Origin of the sequence: Paenibacillus sp. JDR-2 (genome assembly GCF_000023585.1) — a bacterium.
Classification (GTDB): Bacteria; Bacillota; Bacilli; order Paenibacillales; family Paenibacillaceae; genus Pristimantibacillus.
Genome location: NC_012914.1, coordinates 4,892,339 through 4,911,679, shown reverse-complemented (window position 1 = coordinate 4,911,679; position 19,341 = coordinate 4,892,339). Strand labels below are relative to the sequence as shown.

The 19,341-nt window shown below is 49.8% G+C and carries 12 protein-coding genes; 10 read left to right on the top strand and 2 right to left on the bottom strand.

Going from position 1 to position 19,341, the window contains the following annotated elements; all coding sequences use genetic code 11:
• The first annotated feature begins 3 nt into the window (after positions 1–3).
• The 7 genes from PJDR2_RS21555 (at position 4) to PJDR2_RS21525 (ending at position 11,244) form a co-directional block, all read left to right on the top strand.
• Positions 4–885 (top strand): carbohydrate ABC transporter permease, encoded by an 882-nt coding sequence (locus PJDR2_RS21555; protein ID WP_015845843.1) that lies wholly within the window; start codon positions 4–6, stop codon positions 883–885.
• Between the two features lie 65 nt (positions 886–950).
• Positions 951–2,543: an extracellular solute-binding protein gene (locus tag PJDR2_RS21550; protein ID WP_015845842.1), complete on the top strand. Its 1,593-nt coding sequence runs from the start codon at positions 951–953 to the stop codon at positions 2,541–2,543.
• A gap of 101 nt (positions 2,544–2,644) precedes the next feature.
• A complete protein-coding gene (locus PJDR2_RS21545) occupies positions 2,645–4,462 on the top strand; it encodes a beta-L-arabinofuranosidase domain-containing protein (protein WP_015845841.1) in 1,818 nt (605 codons plus the stop codon).
• 117 nt (positions 4,463–4,579) lie between these two features.
• Positions 4,580–6,352 (top strand): histidine kinase, encoded by a 1,773-nt coding sequence (locus PJDR2_RS21540; RefSeq protein WP_265525201.1) that lies wholly within the window; start codon positions 4,580–4,582, stop codon positions 6,350–6,352.
• Positions 6,300–7,046: a response regulator transcription factor gene (locus PJDR2_RS21535; protein WP_015845839.1), complete on the top strand. Its 747-nt coding sequence runs from the start codon at positions 6,300–6,302 to the stop codon at positions 7,044–7,046. Before PJDR2_RS21540 ends, PJDR2_RS21535 begins: the two co-directional genes overlap by 53 nt.
• Positions 7,047–7,052: 6 nt before the next feature.
• Entirely contained in the window at positions 7,053–9,356 is a 2,304-nt protein-coding gene (locus PJDR2_RS21530) for a glycosyl hydrolase family 95 catalytic domain-containing protein (protein WP_015845838.1), read from the top strand.
• 349 nt (positions 9,357–9,705) lie between these two features.
• The gene (locus tag PJDR2_RS21525) at positions 9,706–11,244 is read left to right on the top strand and encodes a carboxylesterase/lipase family protein (RefSeq protein WP_015845837.1); all 1,539 of its coding nucleotides are present in this window, start codon (positions 9,706–9,708) and stop codon (positions 11,242–11,244) included.
• Here PJDR2_RS21525 and PJDR2_RS21520 read toward each other — a convergent pair.
• Both PJDR2_RS21520 and PJDR2_RS21515 read right to left on the bottom strand, forming a co-directional pair.
• Positions 11,237–12,028: a helix-turn-helix transcriptional regulator gene (locus PJDR2_RS21520; RefSeq protein WP_015845836.1), complete on the bottom strand. Its 792-nt coding sequence runs from the start codon at positions 12,026–12,028 to the stop codon at positions 11,237–11,239. The genes PJDR2_RS21525 and PJDR2_RS21520 overlap by 8 nt on opposite strands.
• A 219-nt stretch (positions 12,029–12,247) precedes the next feature.
• Entirely contained in the window at positions 12,248–13,954 is a 1,707-nt protein-coding gene (locus PJDR2_RS21515; protein WP_015845835.1) for an RICIN domain-containing protein, read from the bottom strand.
• A gap of 341 nt (positions 13,955–14,295) precedes the next feature.
• Between PJDR2_RS21515 and PJDR2_RS21510 the strand changes: the two genes are divergently transcribed.
• Genes PJDR2_RS21510 through PJDR2_RS21500 form a run of 3 tightly spaced genes read left to right on the top strand, consistent with a single transcriptional unit; the run spans position 14,296 to position 19,334 of the window.
• Positions 14,296–15,969, top strand: a complete 1,674-nt coding sequence (locus PJDR2_RS21510; protein WP_015845834.1) for an extracellular solute-binding protein — start codon at positions 14,296–14,298, stop codon at positions 15,967–15,969.
• Positions 15,950–17,698 carry a sensor histidine kinase gene (locus PJDR2_RS21505; RefSeq protein ID WP_015845833.1) on the top strand — a complete coding sequence of 583 codons (1,749 nt, stop codon included), beginning with the start codon at positions 15,950–15,952 and terminating at the stop codon, positions 17,696–17,698. The genes PJDR2_RS21510 and PJDR2_RS21505 overlap by 20 nt, the downstream gene beginning before the upstream one ends.
• Complete coding sequence (locus PJDR2_RS21500; RefSeq protein ID WP_015845832.1) at positions 17,691–19,334, top strand: response regulator; 1,644 nt, start codon at positions 17,691–17,693, stop codon at positions 19,332–19,334. Before PJDR2_RS21505 ends, PJDR2_RS21500 begins: the two co-directional genes overlap by 8 nt.
• Positions 19,335–19,341: the final 7 nt, after the last annotated feature.

The window sequence follows — 19,341 nt, the reverse complement described above, 5'->3', positions numbered from 1 at the left end:
GGCATGCAGCTCAGCCAGAAACAAAAAGATCGTTTCATGGATGTCTTGGTTTATGCACTACTAGCCATTCTGACGTTATCCATGCTTTATCCGTTTTATTACGTTCTGATTCTTTCCTTCAATAAAGGAACCGATTCGCTTCTCGGTGGCGTTTACCTATGGCCGAGAACCTTCACCTTTGAAAATTACGCGAGGTTTTTGGATGATCCTCACTGGTACCGCGCATTTTTGGTCACGATTATGAGAACGCTTGCAGGAACCGCCTTGGGCGTCCTTTTTACCTGCTTGGTCGCGTATGGGCTTTCGCACCGAGATCTGCTTTTCCGCAAAAGTTACTTCACGGTCATCATTTTCGCGATGTACTTTTCCGGCGGTTTGATTCCGTATTACGTCGTTCTGCGCTCCGTCGGATTGCTGAACACGTTTGGCGTCTATGTCATTCCTTCCATGCTGAGCACGTTTTTTCTGCTCATAGCCATCTCGTTCTTCCGGGAAATTCCGAGCGAATTAAAAGAATCGGCTCATATGGACGGGGCCGGCGAGCTTGTTATTTTCTACCGGATCATGCTGCCCGTCTCGATGCCGCTAATCGCAACCATGTCGCTATTCCTGGGGGTTGGTCAATGGAACTCATGGCTCGATTCCGCGTACTTCGTGCAGTCTGAAGGTCTACGGACGCTAGCATTCCGGATGATGGAGGTTATTAATAAGAGCAACGCTCCGATGGATGCGATAGCGGTTGCGAACAGTGCCTCGGCGGGCGTCACCAGCTATTCGCTTCAGGTAGCGGCCATGGTCATCTCAATCGCGCCTATCGTATGCGTCTATCCGTTTCTTCAAAGATTTTTCATTCAAGGCATTATGCTGGGTTCCGTGAAGGGCTGATTTTTTGTTGGCATGATATTAAAGCGTTTGCTTTAATATAAACATCACTTGTTGGAGGGGTTACTTTGAACAGAAACAAAGGGAAGAAGGCTCTGCTCCTATCGCTCATCCTTATGATGACGATAGCGCTGATGTCCGCATGCGGCGGCAATAACAACAATGACGGCCAGAAGGAAAACGCGGGTACCGCTAATCCGTCCGAAACATCCTCGGAACCGCCCGCAAAAAACAACGAAGTGAAGGAGCTTTCCTTGTTTATCGATGCCTCGTGGTATCCGGTAAAAGAATGGAAGGGATCCGTTGCCGAGAAAATTACCGAAAAGACGGGAATCAAGCTGAAAGTAACGGTCGCTACGGATGACAAGCAGCTTCCGCTGATGATCGCATCCGGCGATCTTCCGGATCTGGTCTTTACGTATGCCAACATCGACCGGATGTCCGATTCGAAGCTTTCCTATCCATGGAATGAACTAATCGAGAAATATGCGCCGGATTTTAAGATCGATCCGACAAGAATTGCGATCCACACGATGGATGACGGCAATTTCTACACCGTGCGCAATTCCTTCGCAACCCAGGAGGAAATGGCTCAGAACAAATATTCGCTAGGAAGTGACGGAAACCCGGGTATCGCGGTGCGCGAAGATATTCTGAAGGAGCTGGGAAATCCGCCGATTGACACCATCGATAACTTCGTAAAGGTTCTCGGCATGGTCAAACAAAAATACCCGGACATGGTTCCCCTGATCATGGATAAGGATTGGATTGAGCAATATTTCCTGCAGCAGTTCGGAGTCGAGGGTCTTCTGGACGGCTGGTACGAGCGGGATGGAAAAGTAGATTATGCGATAAGGCAGCCGGAAATGCTGGAATTTTTCAAATTCATGAACCGTCTTTACCGCGAAGGGGATATTCTGGCGGAGAACTTCGCCTATACGAACGATCAGATCGACGATCAGTATGCAACCAGCGGAAAGGCGTTTGCGCACAGCCATACGGTCAGCATAGCCGACATGGATAATATCAAGGTCAAGAACGCGGGCGGATCTTATAAATTCCAAATGCTGCCTAGCGCCATTTCGAAAAATGCGAAAGCCGTCAGCTCGGGACTAGGCTTCGCAGGCACGTTCATTACGAAGAAAAACAAGGATCCCGAGGCTTCGATCAAATTCCTTCAATACCTCGCGAGCGACGAAGGAAAGAAATTAACCATGTTTGGCGTCGAAGGCGAGCATTGGACTTGGAACGACGAGGGCTATCCGAATTTGAAATATGATCCGTCCGATGCCGATTTCGTGAACAGCAACGGTATCAAATGGTGGTACTTGTACAACGATGGCGTGACGGAAGGAATGCTGAGCTATGTACCGGGGGCTCAGAAGACGAAAGCCTTGATGGAGAAAAAAGAATTTACGGTATACAAACCGGAGCTTGGCTTGATTCAATTGCAGCCGGATTCGGAAGAGAAGACGATTAAAACGAAGATCGACGAAATGATTAAAAACGAGAAGGTCAAAATTTATTTGGCGAAATCGGAAGAAGAAGCCGTGGCAAACTACGAGACCATGGTGAAGAACGCGGAGAAGATCGGCTTGGACCGCTTGGTGGATTGGGCAAACCAAACCTATCAGAAGAAGAAAGACCTGTTTAATAAATAAGACAAAGTCCGGCAGCAGCGCGATGCGTTGCCGCCGGACTTTGTATGCTATCATCCGTCCTAGCCGGAATTCGCGTTTGCGGAAGGAGGAGACTCAACGATATGTTCATCTCGTTTCAACTGGACGAAGTCAGGTTAACCGACGATGTTTTTGCTTCCAGGAGAGAACATGCAAAAACATATATTCGAGAGTTTGATCTTGAGCGTCTTATGCACACGTTCAAGATTAATGCGGGAATATCATCCACAGCGGAACCGCTCGGCGGCTGGGAGGCACCGGATTGCGGCTTAAGAGGACACTTCGTCGGACATTATCTGTCCGCGTGCGCTAAATTCGCTTATGGCGATCATGATGGAACGTTGAAGACAATGGCGGATGAAATTGTCGACGTCATGCAGGCGTGCGCACAGCCCAGCGGCTATTTAAGCGCCTTCGAAGAGGAGAAGCTTGACGTGCTGGAGCTCGAAGAGAACCGTGACGTGTGGGCTCCCTATTATACCCTGCACAAAATCATGCAGGGCTTGATCGATTGCTATGTATACTTGCAAAATACGCAAGCACTGGAGCTTGCGGTCAATCTCGCGCATTATATCCGAAGAAGATTCGAATATCTCTCCCATTGGAAAATCGATGGCATTCTTCGCTGCACGAAACTAAATCCCGTAAACGAGTTTGGCGGTTTGGGAGACTCCCTTTATACGTTATACGAGTTGACCGGGGATGCCGCCCTCCTCGGATTGGCCCATCTTTTTGACAGGGATTACTGGCTCTGGCCGCTTGCGGAAGGCCGGGATGTATTGGAGGACCTGCATGCCAACACTCACCTTCCGATGATCCTTGCATGCATGCACCGTTACAAGATAAGAGAAGAAGATTCCTATAAGAAATCGGCGCTCCATTTCTACGATTTCTTGATGGGGAGAACCTTCGCGAACGGAAACAACAGCTCCAAGGCGACAGCCTTTATCCAGGGCGGAGTATCGGAGAAAGCGGAGCATTGGGGCGGTTATGGTGAATTGGCGGATGCGCTGACCGGCGGAGAAAGCGAAAGCTGCTGCGCGCATAATACGGAAAAAATAGTGGAGCGCTTGCTGGAATGGTCGCCGGAGATCGGGTATTTGGATCATCTGGAATCTTTGAAGTATAACGCGATCCTGAATAGCGCCAGCGCCAAAACCGGTCTTTCCCAATACCATCAGCCGCTCGGAACAAATGCGGTGAAAAAATTCAGCGAACCGTATCATTCCTTCTGGTGCTGCACAGGATCAGGGATCGAAGCAATGAGCGAACTGCAAAAAAACATCTGGTTCAGGAACGGAAACGCCATTCTTCTTAATGCTTTTGTTTCCTCGAAGGCAGCATGGAAGGAGCGCGGAATCGTTATCCATCAGCGGACGAGTTTTCCCGACAGTCTGATTTCCGCGCTGCATTTTGAAACGGATGAGCCGGTGGAGCTTCGGATGATGTTCAAGGAAAAAGCTATCAAGAACATAAGATTCAATGACGAAGGTATCCATCTTCAAAAGGAAGAAGGGTATATCGTAGTCGAGCGCCTATTTCGGAATGGGGATCGAATGGATATTGAAATCGAAGCTTCCTTGAGGCTGATTCCGCTTCCGGGATCGGAAGCGGAATCAGCTCTCCTATACGGCAATGTGCTCCTCGCCAGGGTCGGTGACGAACAGCCATTGACAGGGATATCCGATAGGAATATCGCTGAGAGGCTGGCCGGCAGCATAAAGGATGGTAAGCTGGAGGTTACCGTTGAAGACGACAGGGGGAATCAAGCCAGATTCATTCCGTTATTTAGAGTCGAGGAGGAAACGTATTCCGTGTATTTCGACTGGTCGGGGTTAGCGGCTTCGGAACGAAGCTTTTCCTTTGCGGCGGACGGAAGAGCGGCTTATGGAGGAAGTTAAGGATCGTCTTGCGACCGATAGCTCCGGGGCAATGAGACTCTAGCGGAATTTTTTTGTACGTGATACGTTTACGATATATGGATTCCTTATTTGGAGGGAAATGCTGCCGTGAGCATCATGCGCAAGATCGTGCTTGGATACGTCATTATGATCTTTATCCCGGTTATCGCTTTCGGTTATCACTATTACACGCAGATCTATGGAAACTTGACCCAACAATTCGTAGAGAGCAGGCAGAAGATCCTGGAGCAGGCTTACGCCAATATGAAAACGGACTTCGCTAGAATTCAATCGGTACACCGGGTACTGCAATACAATCCTTACCTAACCGATTATCTGGACGGCGTATACGATTCCGACGCGGACAGCGTGTACGCGCTGACCCGATATATTCTCCCTCTGTACAGCCAATCGATGTTCGCCAATCCGGAGATCGAATCTATCGTGATCTATAAAATGAAGGATCGGGTGCTGCCCATAACCAATTTGTTTCGGGACAGGTCCATGCTGGATCCGCAGACAGAGGCTACCGTCTCGTCGCTGAAAGCGGGGCAGGGAATATGGCTGCGGGCCGATCCGAACGTGTCGGAACCCGATTTGATTTATTACCAGTACATCTACAATACGCAAATTACGGAACGGATTGGCCTCCTCGAAATTCGGGTTAGCAACAGCTTAATCCGCAACTTCTATGCCGCCGCTGGCGTGGAGGGGAATTGGAAAGCCGCCCTGATGTCCGGGCAAGGCAACTTGCTGACGAACGAAGCGGCTGGATTGGACCATAAGACGCTCAGTCTACTGCATGAGCAGGGGCGGGATTTCTTCATTGACCGAACAACGATCGTCAATCAACTGAAGCTTGAGCCGCTGGACGTTCGCGTTATCATTACGGCTCAGGTTGGAGAGGTATTCCGTTCCGTGAAGCAGAAGGAAATTGTCCTAGTGACGATCATCGTGCTGCTATTATTAACTTTGTCCATCGCCTATTATTTGCTGGCTTCGACGATTACGAAGCGAATACTCCGGTTGGCCAGGCATATGCGCACGCTGAACGACGATAACCTGAGGGTGCTGACGATCCAAAGCGGCAAGTTCGAAAAGGACGAAATCGGTTTCTTGATCGGGGCCTATAATTCTATGGTGAGGCGAATGGACGAACTCATTAACAATGTCCACCGCGCCGAGCTGCGAAACAAGGAAGCGGCTTACCAGGTGCTGCAAGCACAGATTAAGCCCCATTTTCTCTACAATACGCTCGAAACGATCCGAATGGTTGCCGAAGCCAACAACGACAAGGAAGTTGCCGATATTTCGTTCTGGTTCGGAAAACTGATGAGGTACAGCTTGACGTCCGCGCAGCAAGAAACGGTTCTCGCGAAGGAAATCGAAATGGTCGATTTTTACATGAGCATCCACAAGATGAGGCTTCAAAGCCGGCTGACCTACGAGATCAAAGTTGATCTTGACGCCGGGCGGCTGGCCTGTCCGCGTTTTCTCTTGCAGCCTCTTATCGAAAACAGCATCGTGCATGGAGCATCCGCCGTTTTGCGCCCCGTTCATATACGGCTGCATGCATCGGAAACGGAGGAAGAAGTTACGATCGACGTTAACGACAACGGAAACGGGATTGCGCCGGATAGGCTGCTCGAGCTGCGCGACCGGTTGTCCAGGCATGATGAGTTCAAAAAAGAGGATGAACCGGTCGGCGTAGGCTTAAAAAACGTTAACGAAAGAGTCAAGGGTTACTTCGGGGCCGAATCCCGGCTGGAAATCATCAGCGATCCGGGGAAAGGAACCAGCTTGCGCATTGTTATCGTGAAAAGGACGGTGGTGGACGTTGAAGATACTGATCGTAGACGACGAGCCTTTGATTCTGAAAGGGTTAGTTAAAATCGTAGAAGAGGTCGCGCCGGCCGGCTCAGACATTTGTTCGGCCTTCAACGCCTGGGAAGCATTAGAGACGATGAAGCGCTTTATGCCCGATGTAACGATAACCGATATCAACATGCCGGAGAAGAACGGCTTTGAACTGATTCATGATGCCAGGCTTGAGGGATTATGCGACCGATTTATTATCCTGACCGGCTATGACGAATTCGAATATGTCCGCCAGGCCCTTCGCTCGGGTGTTGTGGATTATTTGCTGAAGCCCTTGGATAAAAAGGAGATCGCGGGGCTGCTGAGCCGCGTCAAGGAGGAGCTTCCGGCCGCAACGGATTCGGAGTACAGCCGGCATGCCGAACGGATCCTGGCCTATTTGCAGCTGAATTACATGAACGATTTGTCCCTCGATCATCTCGCGGAACACATGAGTCTGCATCCGAATTATATCAGCAGCTTGTTCAAGAAGGAGACGGGGGATACCTTCGTCAATTACTTGAATTCGCTGCGAATCCGGGAGGCGCAGAAACTATTGAAAACGCAGCCGCAGCTGACGGTTTGCGCAATCAGCCAGCAGGTCGGCTTCGACACCAAACACTACTTTGCGAAGGTATTCAAGAAGTATGCGGGCACGACTCCCGGCGCCTACCGCGAAAATAAAGAAGACGACGAACCTATTCAAGCAATTAACGGAAAGGATTGAACGCATATGCCCGAGAACAACCGAGAACACGAGGACACGCTGCTCTATCATTCTCCCGCCAAGCAATGGGAGGAAGCCTTGCCGATCGGCAATGGACGTTTGGGAGCGATGATATTTGGCGATCCGCGCGCGGAACGCGTGCAATTAAACGAGGATTCCTTATGGTACGGGGGTCCTAGGGATCGGCATAATCCGGATGCACTGCCCAATTTGGCGGAAATTCGCAAGCTAATATTCGAAGGGAAGCTTCAGGAGGCCGAGCGCCTGGCATCGTTGGCTCTTACGGCCATTCCCGAGTCTCAGCGTCATTATGTACCGCTTGGCGATTTGTTTCTCCGGTTCGAGCATGCGGCGGAGATTCGGAACTACGAGAGACGGCTTGACCTATCGGAGGCTATCGTTCATGTTTCCTATACGGCGGGAGAAACGAAGTTTGCCCGCGAAATTTTCGCAAGCTACCCGGACAGAGCGATCGTGCTAAGGCTTACGGCGGATTCTCCCGGCCAAATCTCGTTTACGGCCCGAATGGGACGCGAGAGGTTCCGTTACGTGGACGAGATTCGCGCAGAGGAAGGTAGGATCGTGATGTGCGGCAATAGCGGCGGAGGCGTCCGGTATTGCGGCGTCCTTGCATGCGTGCCCGAGGGGGGAAGCATGCGCACGATTGGCGAACACCTCGTCGTCTCGAATGCCGACGCCGTTCTGCTGGTCGTGACCGCGTCGACGGATTTCCGCGAAGCCGACCCCGAAGCTGCTGCGCTCGGCGACGCCGGACGCGTTGCCGCAGCCGCCTATTCGGAATTGAAGGCTTCGCATATCTCGGATTACCGCAGCCTATACGATCGAACAAGGCTATGGATCGGAGCCGAGTCAGGCTTGAAGCCCGAGATCTCGGAAACCTCGGAACGTCTCGTTAACGTTAAGGCCGGCCGCGAAGATCCCGGGCTTACCGCCTTGTATTTTCACTATGGCCGTTACCTTCTGATCGCCTCGAGCCGGCCCGGATCGCTGCCCGCGAATTTGCAAGGGATATGGAATAAGGATATGCTTCCCGCCTGGGACAGCAAGTTCACCATCAATATCAATACGCAGATGAACTATTGGCCGGCAGAGAGCTGCTATTTGCCGGAATGCCACCTGCCTCTCTTCGAGCTGATCGAACGCATGATTCCGAACGGCAGGCATACCGCCCGGTCCATGTATGGCTGCCGCGGGAGCGCGGCCCATCACAACACGGACATTTGGGCAGACACGGCCCCGCAGGATTTGTGGCCGTCGTCGACGTATTGGCCGCTTGGTCTCGCCTGGCTGTCGCTTCATCTTTGGGAGCATTATCGATACGGGGGAGACACGGCGTTCCTCGAGCGGGTTTACCCAATGATGAAGGAGGCTGCGGTCTTCCTGCTGGATTATCTGGTCGAGCTTCCAAGCGGCGAATGGGTCACCAGCCCGTCCGTCTCTCCGGAGAATACGTACCGGCTGCCGAATGGAGAGACGGGCGTACTGTGCTACGGGCCGTCCATGGACAGCCAAATCGCGCGCGAGCTGTTCCAGGCTTGCGCAGCCGCGGGAGAACGGATCGGGTCGAATGACGAGCTTCTGGGCGAGCTGCGTCAGGCGATCGACAAGCTTCCCCCGCCCCGCATCGGGCGTTACGGACAACTGCTGGAATGGTACGAAGATTACGAGGAGGTAGAGCCTGGGCACCGACACATCTCTCATCTGTTCGCCTTGCACCCTGGAACCCAGATTACTCCTGATAAAACGCCGGAACTAAGCGCTGCCGCTCGCCGAACGCTGGAGCGCCGCCTGGCGAACGGGGGAGGGCATACCGGCTGGAGCCGGGCCTGGATCATCAATTTCTGGGCGAGACTGCAGGAAGCGGAAGAGGCGCATGCTAACGTAACCGCGCTGTTGTCCCACTCCACGCTGCCTAATCTATTAGACAATCATCCGCCGTTTCAGATCGACGGCAACTTCGGCGGCACGGCAGGCATTGCGGAATTGCTTCTGCAGAGCCATGAGGACACTATTCATCTGCTGCCTGCCCTTCCGAAAGCTTGGCCGGCCGGCGAAGTCCGCGGGCTCCGGGCGCGCGGCGGCGTTACGGTGGATATCGCATGGAAAGACGGGCTAATTCATCAGGCGATTTTGAGGCCGGATCGTAAAGGGACGTACCGCGTACGCTGCGATCACCCCGTAGCATTATCGTTGGATGGGGCGGCCTGCGAATCGGAGAAGTCGGATAAGAATAGGAATCTTCTATCGTTTGCCGGGGAGGCAGGCATGACTATCGTAATCCACGCATGAGTTTGAAACAATCCTCTTCATTGTTGCGGAAGAGGATTGTTTTTTTGTTCCATATAAGTTTATCGAGAACAAAGTTATCTTAGGATACATCAATAATCGATGCGGAAACGTCATTGTTTAGAATAACTAGTTATTTTATACTGACTTCGACGCAAGTTGTGAAAGCGCAACCATTCAGAGCCGTGCCGAATATAAATACAAGCCTTGGCAGTGATTCGCCGGATATTAGAAACAAACGAAGCCCGATTTCGGATTATGTAAAAAACGGAACGAGCGCAAAAAATCATAAAAATGCGTACCGATGCAACAACCGGCAAGCAAATTATTCAGTTGAAGGGAGAATGGAATCATGCTCAGAATCGTGCAAGTGGAAAACGGGACGGTACAAGGATTACCGGCAGCAGATCCTCGAATTACAAGCTTTAAAGGGATACCTTTTGCCGCTCCGCCGGTAGGAGAGAATCGTTGGCGCGCCCCTCAGCCCGCCAGCCACTGGGATGGCGTGCGGAAAGCTTGCGAATATGCGCCGATCCCGCTTCAGGTTAGACAGGAGCTTGATGACAACAATATATATACGCGGGAATGGGCCGTGGAGCCGGATATCGCGATGAACGAGGATTGTCTCTACCTGAACGTTTGGACCCCGGCAAAAAAGGCAGATGAACAGCTCCCCGTATTCGTGTGGTACTTCGGCGGGGGCTTGCAGGTTGGTCATCCTTCCGAGATGGAATTTGACGGAGAACGCATCGCCCGAAGAGGGATCGTTGTAGTCACCATCAGCTATAGACTGAATGCATTCGGATTTCTGTGCCATCCCGAAATTACGGCGGAAGCGCCGGATGCGCCCGCAAACTTCGGCCATCTTGACCAGCAAGCCGCTACTAGATGGGTCAAACGCAATATTGCCGCTTTCGGCGGTAATCCGGACGATATAACGATTGGCGGACAATCGGCTGGCGGCGGCAGTGTCATGAACCAGCTGACTTCACCGCAGAACAGCGAACTTTTTCAGAGAGCGATTGTACAGAGCGGATTATTTGCCCCGCTATATCCGAACGCCGGAATGCCAAGGTTTCTCCGCTCGTTGGAGGAAGCCGAACAGGAGGGCATCCAGTTTTTTGACTATCTCGGAGTAACCTCGCTTGAAGAAGCGCGAAATCTGGATGCCGTCTATTTACGGGATAAGATAGTGGAATATAAAGCTTTCTGGGGGACCGTCGTAGATCATAAGTTTAACGTGGGGAACTCGCTGGAGCTATTCCTTCAAAACAAACGATTGCAGGTGCCGGTTATGTTCGGTCATACATCGTCCGAATTTATCAGTGCTCCTCATGCGGGTTCATTGGAGGAATTCCAACAATTGGCCGTCAATCTGTTCGGTGAAGATGCCAAGGCGTTCCTGGAGCTTTGCGAATATTCAACAGGCAACCTGGAAGAAGTCATTAAGAAGGCTTCGGTAAACGGCATCGAATACGCCATTCGGATTGCAGGGCAAGCAAATGCCGATACGGGGGGCCATACGCCTCTTTATTATTACAATTTCGATGCCGAGATTCCGGGATGGGATAATCCCGGAACGTTCCATTCGGTCGATCTTTGGTTCTTTTTCGAGACCCTGGCCAAATGCTGGAGGCCGTTCGTTGGTAAACACTACGATCTCGCCCGGCAAATGTGCAACTACTGGGCGAACTTCATCCGTACCGGAAATCCGAATGGCTTAGATTCAACGGGAGAGGAACTGCCGCAGTGGGAAGCTTATACGCCGGATGCTCCGTTCGGAATGAAGTTTGCGGATGCAGCTGAATTTGTCAGGGAGCAGCCAAGTGACGGGATGAAGTTCCTCGTAAAGGAATATTTTAAAGCGAATCGGTTGATTCAGGTCAAATAACCGGATGTTCCTGAACCTGTTCGGAATGGCTGGCCTGTAACCGGAAATTTCTTGGCGAGAAGCCGGTCACTTGTTTGAATTGCCGGCAGAAGTGTTCCACGTTTTGGTATCCGCATCGATCGGCAACTTCATGAATGGATCGGGAACCTTGGAACAAATATTCTTTGGCAAGACGAATACGGCAGTTGATGACATCCTCCATGCAAGATATTCCGAAAGTCTTTTTGTAAATGGTTTGCAGATAGCCCGGGCTGATTCGGACGTATTCCGCCATTTTCGGAACCGTCCAATGATCGTCCGGGCTATTTTGAATAGCCGCGCGCAGGCGTAATAGATCGTAGTATTGCGTTGTAAAACCGTCATGGCAATAGGACTCCAATAGCTTGTTGAACAAGGTTCGCAGCAAACAATCAATGGAAGACTTCTTGTAATCTCTATTAAAATTATGCTCGATCACAAGCAGTTCGATCAACTTGTGGCAATAATCCGGATCATCCAGCGAGAATGGAATCCCAAACGGAATGTTTGAAACGTACGGTTCGTCCGATTCAAAGCGGATCCAGTCGTTTACGTATCTGTCGGCGCAAGCTTTGTAATAGATTTTCTGATGTGCTCGATACAGGACAGCGCTTTGAGAGGGGTATTTTTGGAGATCTCCGTTTACCCAAAATTGTGCCGGAGTCTTGGTAATGACCAGAAGCCAGCAGTGATGGCCTTGAGGAATATCAAAAACAAAATTACCGTCATGCGCAGCATCGCTTCCCACATAGTGGATATGGTTCATCCGTTAGACTCTCCTTTCAAACGGCATATTCCTACTGCACGATCTATAATGAAAGAGGATATCTCCAAACATCCAATAATGGAATATACATTCTTTAGAAGTTACTATTAAAATAATAGGTTAATAGATCAGGGGGATGAGAAAACATGCTCTTTCGATGAAACGTCCTAAGAATGAATGGGGCAGTCACCTTGAAAAAGGGCTGCCCCATTTGTTGTGCTAGTTGATTTTCACCAGTTGCCACTGCTGATTCGGGTTGCCCCGATACATATTCTGTTGGATCAAAGCGGAGTTGTTTGTCGAAGAATTGGCAACCTCAACTGCTTTGTTGCTATTTACGTTAATGATGCTCCAATATCCGCTGCTCAGCTTAATCAGCCGGAACTGCTGAGCGGTATTATTGTAATCGGACATGAGCTGAATGGCTTCCCCGTTGTTCTTTGTCCCGTTGCGTACGTCCATGACTTTGTTGTCGGAAGAGCTGACGCTTCGAAGTTTATAGTAATTGTTATAGGTACCTTGATCCGTAATCACCCATTGTTGGGCGGTAGCGCCATTATCCGTATATTGCTGAAGCTGCAAGGCGTTCGTATTCTGGCCCCCCGGTACCTCAAGCGCTTTTCCCGAGGCCCGGTTTATGATTTTGTAGGTCGATCCCGACTGGATGCCATTCCAGATTCCGTTCCATGGATGCAGCTGCGCCCGCTCATAATACCATTCGAAAATAAACCGGGCCATTCCGTCCCTTGCTGTATTGCCGTCGTACTTCAAGCCGGCCGTCGGATCGGCGAAGGAGCTTCTGGTGCCGGGCTCGAGCAAGAAACCGTTCATATGAACGGCTATGCTGACATTGCCCGCCGCCGTGAAGATGGCTTTCGTATTTTTGCCGAAGCCCTCGTTGGAGCCGTTGAACAGGTCCCAATAAGAAGAGTCGCCGGATAACGTCTTGAACCATGTCGTTTCGGTAATATTGATCGGGTAATTGTTGGCGCAAGGCTTGATCGTATCATCCCAGATCTGCTGAAGAGCGGCATAATCGTCATGGGCGCCGTAACCCGGATACCAATGAACGGCATACCCGTAATTGTTGAGCGGATCCGTCAGCGGATAGGAAGCACACAGCTGGTAGTATTGATCCCAGCCAAGCCCGGCCGCCCAGATCACATTGTCTGCACCGTTATTCCGGATCGTGGAAATGATGGAATTCTGGAAGGTCTTGAGTGAATTCCAGTAGGCAACAAAGTCGCTTTGCGCAGGATTGCCTCCCCAGGAGCCGTTGGCGAAGGCTTGAACGGGCTCGTTGATAAGCTCGAACATGACGTTATCCGCACTCTTGATAGCCGATTGGGAGGACAGATAACCCCAGATTTGATTGAATTTATCGAGATTGGCTTGCGTTGTCGCCTGGTTATTAAGAATAGTGAAGTCAAGGCCAAGCGTGACGTATACCCCTTTGGTCTTGGCATAGTTGATGTATGGAATGATAACGTCCTGGGTTACGGATTGCAGTCCTGCGAAATTGTATGTGCCTGCCGCGACATCGCCCATGTCCTCGCGATCGATAAACAAGCGAACCTGGTTCATATACCAGCCGTGGCTGTTGCCGTATTTACTTGATGTATTGGTGAAAGTATCCGTAATGTCCTTCAGATACGCCAGAACCGCCGCATGTCTGTTCCCGCCGTATTGATCCAGATAATATTTGCTGTCCTGGTACGTCCAATACGAACCGGAAGGTTGATGCCATCCGCTCAGGAGCACGGGCTGCCCGCTGCTGTTCACCAGCTGATTGCCGCTTGCATGAAGCTTGGACATGGTCATTCCCGACCACGCTTTCGCCGGATGACTGTTCAGCAAGGATGGCGTTAGCATAAGCGCCATTAGGGTGAACAGCTTCAGAATCCAGCTTGAATTGCTCTTTTTCATTAATATCCAACTCCTTTGAAATTTGGTTGCATGGGGGTTGTCATTGTATGCGCTTGCAGAAAAGAGTGTACTATTCGGGTGCAAGCGTTGAACACCTGTCTAATTATGGGGGTTAGCCTGTTTGATAATGGAGCAATCGGCCTTGCCTATACTCGTGCTTTTCCCGTACATTGGATTCTGCTAAAAAGTAAACAACGGGTAACGACATAAAGAGATGCGTATTGTATTATCGGGTCTCTGCCCAGATAATGAATTACATACAGCTCGTCGCAGCTGCGCCCGAGTGAAAAGGGGTAATCCTGTTGCGGATACCAAGGCCAAGGATAAACAAGATAAAGCTTATGCTTGCTGCGCTGATGCTTCTATCAGCCTTATCTGCATGCAAGAATGAAAACAACGCCAAGCCGCCGGAAGAGCATGAGAATTCGAATACGCCGGTACCGGTATCGAATGCAGATCGTCCGCTCAGCCGTTATGTTCCGCCTATTGAGCTGTCTTTTGTAAGAGAAGTCGGTGAAGGATTAGAAGGCTTAATAAGCAACTTGCCGGGAGAAACGCTGGAAGATAACCGGTGGACAAGACTTACCGAGGAAGCTCTGGGAATCAAGATCAAATATGATTGGACGGCGAAAGGGGATCTGTATCGTCAGAAGCTTGGCGCATCGATTGCATCGGGACATATTCCGGATGTTGTGCAGGTAAGTGCCCAGCAGCTTAGGGAACTGAGTAACGCCGGCTTGATCGAGGATTTGACGGTTGTGTATGAAAAATATGCTTCCGCGCTTACGAAGAAAGTACTTAGCGAAGAAGGTGACGGCCCGTTTGAAACGGCAACAATCGATGGCAAGCTGATGGGTATTCCACAGACAAGCTCTTCGATTGAAGACGCGGATGTATTATGGATCAGAACGGATTGGCTAAAGAGGCTGGGGCTGTCGCCGCCGAAAACGATGGATGACTTACTGGCGATTTCGAAAGCGTTTACAGACGGAGACCCGGATAACAACGGCCAGGACGATACCTTCGGGATTGCAGCAACGAAATATTTGGGTGACCCGGTTATGGGACTTGTTGACCTTATGGCCGGTTATGACGCTTTCCCGAATATTTGGATCAAGAATCAGCAAGGAAAGCTGGTGTACGGAGGCATTCAGCCGGAAGTGAAAACGGCTTTGAAGGTGATTCAGGATATGTACAACCAGGGCCAGCTTGATCCTGAATTCGCTTTAAAGGACGGGGATAAGGCAGGCAAGCTTATAACTGCCGGGAAAATAGGAATGATCTACGGGGAGCAGTGGGCTTCTTTTCTGGTGCAAACGAGCCGGAACAATGATCCGGGTGCGGATTGGCAGGCTTATCCCATTGTTTCTGCAACGGGCCATGCACCAAAGGTACCCCTTAAATTCAATACGAACACCTTTTTCGCAGTCAGAAAAGGCTACGAGCATCCGGAAGCTATCGTGAAGCTCTTTAATCTGCATCTGGAGAAGAACTGGGGGCAGACCGCTGAATACGAGAAGTATTACAACACGACTTACGCGGTATGGCAGTTGTCTCCGGTTACCCCGTCTCCTACAAGAAAGAACCTGGAGGCTTACAGGCAGATTGAAGAAGCCCGCAAGACCGGTAATCAGGCGAACTTGAAAGACGAAGCCATCTATATCAAGAAGAGAATGGATCAGTATCTATCGGGAGACGCTGGCGAATCAGGCTGGGGCTGGTTTAAGACTTATGGTCCAACAGGCGCGTTTTCCATCATTGATCAGTATGAGAAAAACAAGCAACTGCTGTACGAGAGTTTTGTAGGCGCTCCTACAGATACCATGATTGACTTGCAGCAGATCCTTAGCGATCTGCAGGATCAAACCTACATCAACATTATTTTGGGCAGACCTATTGATGACTTCGACCAATTCGTACAGGACTGGTACAAGCTGGGCGGCGACAAAATAACAGCCGAGGTTAATCAGTGGTATGAACAACGGAGGTATTCACTTGATAAGACTGCCCGCTAAGTCATGGCGAAATGCCTTATTTGTCAGGCTTATTATTACGAATTTAGTTGTTATCCTGCCAATTATTTTACTGGGGGTGTACCTGTACAACTGGAGTTATGCAAATGCCAGTAATGAGATATCGAAAAATACGACTGCCCAGCTTTCTTATTACCTGGAAGATTTGGATCATCAAATCGAATGGCTGGAAATTCAGCAATACGATATTTTGCAGGATAATGATTTGAACAAACTGGCGGTTACCTGGAATTTGATGGATAACGCCGACAAGAAGGCCAGCATCGATTATTTGCTTCACCGGTTTACTTCTATTAAGAATAGCAGCGTTTATATAAAAGATATTTACGTTCATGTGCGGACTATTCAGAAGACGATTTCCTCAAACAATGGAGTTGATGATTTCAATCGGCTCAGCTTCAATTATTTTCACAATGAAGTGGATAAGAAGGAAGCGCGTCTCATCCTCTATGATCATTCCCTTCACCTCAGCGCTGCTAAATACGGAGGCAAGGAGGGGGATCCTGTATTTATCGTCCAGATTGAATTGAATATGGATAAGCTCAGAGAATCGCTGCAGCAGATAAGTGTTTATCCAGAGAGCGGCTCATTCCTTATCTCCAATAAAATGGGATATACATTGGCTAGTAATGGAGATACCTCGGATGTTTTGCAGAGCTCTGTGATTGGTGCTCTTCATGCCGAGGAAAATACGCTGATCACGCAAATCGGCGATAAAAAATATCATCTCGATAAGGCTTATTCCGAACCGCTGGGATTGTCTGTCATTACCTATTTGCCCGAATCGGTAGTGAAGAAGCCTTTGAACGGGTTTAACAACTGGGCATGGATATTCGCCCTGACATCATGCTGTGCCATTGTTATTTATGCCTTATCGACGTATAAGTTTGTTCATAAGCCATTGCTGTTATTAGTACAGAGCTTCAGAAAGATGGAAGGAGGTGCACTCAACATTCATATTGACCATGAGAAGAAGGATGAATTCGGCTATTTGTATAACCGGTTCAACCAGATGATTAAGAAGCTGCAGACGCTGATCGATCAAGATTTCAAACAAACGATGATGATGCAGAAAGCAGAACTTAAGCAGCTTCAATCCCAAATTAAACCGCATTTTTTGTACAATAGCTTTTTTATTCTAAACTCATTGGCGAAAACGGGGGATTTGGAGCGCGTTCAGCTCTTCACGAACATGCTAGGCGAGTATTACCGCTTCATCACCCGCAACGGAGAGGATAACGTTCTCTTGGCTGAAGAAACCCGGCATTCAGGCATGTATACCGAAATTCAGAAGCTCCGATTCTCCCGAAGAATCAAGGTAGAGTTCGATGAGCTGCCGGGGAACATGGAGCGAATCCGGGTGCCTAGGCTGATCATTCAGCCGATTATCGAGAATGCCTACGAGCATAGCCTGGAGAAAATGACAAATGAAGGCTTGCTCCGCGTTTCCTTCTTCATGAATGAGGAAGAAGCGAGAATTATTGTGGAAAATAACGGCGACTATCCGATCACGGACGAACAGATTGATGCCCTGCAAGAAAGATTGGACAGCAAAGGGGAATCCGGTGAAATGACCGGCATGATCAACATCCACCGGCGTATAGTTCTGACTTATGGAGAAGGCAGCGGCTTGTTTCTGTCCAAAAGCGAGTTGAATGGCCTCAAAGTGGAGATCAGAATCAAGCTTGAGGGGGCTGGCGTTATTGTATAGATTGCTGATTGTTGATGATGAAGACATTATTACAGACTCGCTATACGAGGTGTTCCATCGGCTTATGCCGGAGAAGCTGGATGTCTGCAAGGCCTACTCTGCGAAGGAGGCTTTGCATTGGATGTCGCGGACGAGGATTGATATCGTATTGACCGATATCAGCATGCCGGGCATGAACGGTCTCGAGCTGTCGGAGGAGATTCAAGCCTTTTGGCCAAGATGCAAGGTCATCTTCCTGACGGGCTTTAGTGAATTTGATTACGCGTATAAAGCCATACAGATGCCGAAGGTCCGTTATTTGCTGAAGACGGAGGGCTATGACAAGGTTACGGCAACCGTTCAGGAAGTGATGCAGGAGATCGAGCACGAGAATCAGATGAGCAAAATGCTCGAGCAGTCCCGCGAGCTGCTTCATACGCTTGAGCAGATGGCCCAAGGGGATTACATTCGGCATCTGCTCCAGGAAAGCCATGGACATGGTCTGGACAAGGACAGGCTGACCGATGAGTTTCATGAAATGAACATTGGCCTGAATCCGGCTTCTCCCGTACTCCTTGTCATGGGGCACTTATCGTATCCGGAGGGTGCCTCTTATATTGAAAGAAGCGGACTTCTTACAAAAGCGCGAATGGTGTGCAATTCTTATTTGTCCGGGAAAACGAGACAAATCGGGATTGTAGACAAGCAAGGGGATCTCTTATGGCTGCTGCAGCCCTCCGAGCATGAGGAAGAGAAGTTTTATAACCATTTGGTTCGCTACCTGGAAGGTACATTGGAATTAATTCAGGAGACCTGCCTGCAATCCCTGCGTTTGCCCGTAGCTTTCACGATAAGCGGTGGCTCCTGCGGCTGGGAAGCCATAAACCGGCAATATGATCGGCTTCGCCAGCTGCAGCTCATGAGAATCGGCGGAGAAGGCATGACGATTATTGTGACAGACCGTGGCGAACAGCTTGAAGAGCCGCACGAACTGCACAGGAAAGAAGAGGGACAAGTAGCCCCGAAAGCGGAAATGCTGGCAGCGTTCCTGGATGCGGGCAAACCCGAGAAATTCGACGAAATCTTCGAGGAATTAAGCTTGGCGATGCTCCATGCGAACAGTTCTATTAATAGAAAGATTGAAATTTACTATTCGATAGCGCTTATTCTGTATGCGCATATTAACCGCGCGGGGCTTTGCGGCGAATTTAGCGATTATTGCAAGCTGATGCGCCTGGATGAGCATTCCTCCATGGAAGAAGCCGTTCGATACTTAAGGCAGGTAACGGATCAGCTGTTTAAGGTGAAAAGTCCGGAAAATAAAGAAAATGCGGCCACCGTCATTGATAAAATTTGTCATTATATCAATGAGCATTTAAACGAGGATTTGTCGCTTGTCCGGCTGGCCGAGATCAATTATTTCAATCCTTCTTATCTATCTCGATTTTTCAAGTTGGAATGCGGCGTCAATTTATCCGAATACATCGATAATTGCCGGGTTAGGAGAGCCAAGGAGTTGCTTAAGGAGGATGAGCTCAAGGTGCGCGAGGTCGCTGTTGAGGTAGGCTACGAAGCGGCGCATTCCTTTACGAGATTTTTCAAGAAAGCTACAGGCATGACGCCGCAGGAATATCGGGACGCTCTCACCCAGACTTGAGGAGCTA

Bases quoted from the DNA above. Each gene is read 5' to 3' on its own strand.
- PJDR2_RS21510 (WP_015845834.1), top strand. From the start codon at position 14,296: ATGCTTGCTGCGCTGATGCTTCTATCAGCCTTATCTGCATGCAAGAAT.
- PJDR2_RS21555 (WP_015845843.1), top strand. From the start codon at position 4: ATGCAGCTCAGCCAGAAACAAAAAGATCGTTTCATGGATGTCTTGGTT.
- PJDR2_RS21540 (WP_265525201.1), top strand. From the start codon at position 4,580: ATGCGCAAGATCGTGCTTGGATACGTCATTATGATCTTTATCCCGGTT.
- PJDR2_RS21530 (WP_015845838.1), top strand. From the start codon at position 7,053: ATGCCCGAGAACAACCGAGAACACGAGGACACGCTGCTCTATCATTCT.
- PJDR2_RS21545 (WP_015845841.1), top strand. From the start codon at position 2,645: ATGTTCATCTCGTTTCAACTGGACGAAGTCAGGTTAACCGACGATGTT.
- PJDR2_RS21520 (WP_015845836.1), bottom strand. From the start codon at position 12,028: ATGAACCATATCCACTATGTGGGAAGCGATGCTGCGCATGACGGTAAT.
- PJDR2_RS21525 (WP_015845837.1), top strand. From the start codon at position 9,706: ATGCTCAGAATCGTGCAAGTGGAAAACGGGACGGTACAAGGATTACCG.
- PJDR2_RS21515 (WP_015845835.1), bottom strand. From the start codon at position 13,954: ATGAAAAAGAGCAATTCAAGCTGGATTCTGAAGCTGTTCACCCTAATG.